At 66.6% G+C, this 1,006-nt stretch carries 1 pseudogene; it reads right to left on the reverse strand.

The features are described 5' to 3' along the window. A pseudogene (locus tag B1L11_RS44650) lies at positions 1 to 1,006 on the reverse strand (DNA-directed RNA polymerase subunit beta); the annotation flags it as partial.

Here is a 1,006-nt window from a genome sequence, read left to right on the forward strand (position 1 = left end):
GGGCGGCGATCCACCCGAGATGTGTCTCCAGCACCTGGCCGACGTTCATCCGGCCGGGCACGCCCAGCGGGTTGAGGACGATGTCGACCGGCGTGCCGTCCTCCAGGAACGGCATGTCCTCCACCGGCAGGATCTTGGAGATGACGCCCTTGTTGCCGTGACGGCCGGCGAGCTTGTCCCCATCGGTGATCTTGCGCTTCTGCGCCACATACACGCGGACCAGCTCGTTGACACCCGGAGGAAGCTCGTCGCCCTCCTCACGGCTGAACACCCGAACGCCGATGACCTTGCCCGACTCACCGTGCGGCACCTTCAGCGAGGTGTCACGGACCTCACGCGCCTTCTCACCGAAGATCGCCCGCAGCAGCCGCTCCTCCGGCGTCAGCTCCGTCTCACCCTTCGGCGTGACCTTGCCGACCAGGATGTCCCCGGTCACCACCTCGGCGCCGATCCGGATGATGCCCCGCTCGTCCAGGTCGGCCAGAGCGTCCTCGGAGGCGTTCGGGATGTCCCGGGTGATCTCCTCGGGCCCCAGCTTGGTGTCGCGGGCGTCGACCTCGTGCTCCTCGATGTGAATCGACGACAGCACGTCGTCCTGCACCAGACGCTGGGACAGGATGATCGCGTCCTCGTAGTTGTGGCCCTCCCACGGCATGAACGCCACCAGCAGGTTCTTGCCCAGCGCCATCTCACCGTTGTCGGTGCACGGACCGTCGGCGACGACCTGACCCTGCTCGACCCGGTCGCCCTCGGCCACGATCGGCTTCTGGTTGAAGCAGGTGCCCTGGTTGGACCGCTTGAACTTCGCCACCCGGTACGTCGTCCGCGTGCCGTCGTCGTTCATCACGGTGATGTAGTCGGCTGAGACCTCCTCCACCACACCGGCCTTCTCGGCCGTGATCACGTCACCGGCGTCGGTCGCGGCACGGTACTCCATGCCGGTCCCGACCAGCGGCGCCTCGCTCTTCAGCAAAGGCACCGACTGACGCTGCATGTTCGAACCCAT

The sequence above is a fragment of the Microbispora sp. GKU 823 genome (assembly GCF_002027145.1).
Classification (GTDB): domain Bacteria; phylum Actinomycetota; class Actinomycetes; order Streptosporangiales; family Streptosporangiaceae; genus Microbispora; species Microbispora siamensis.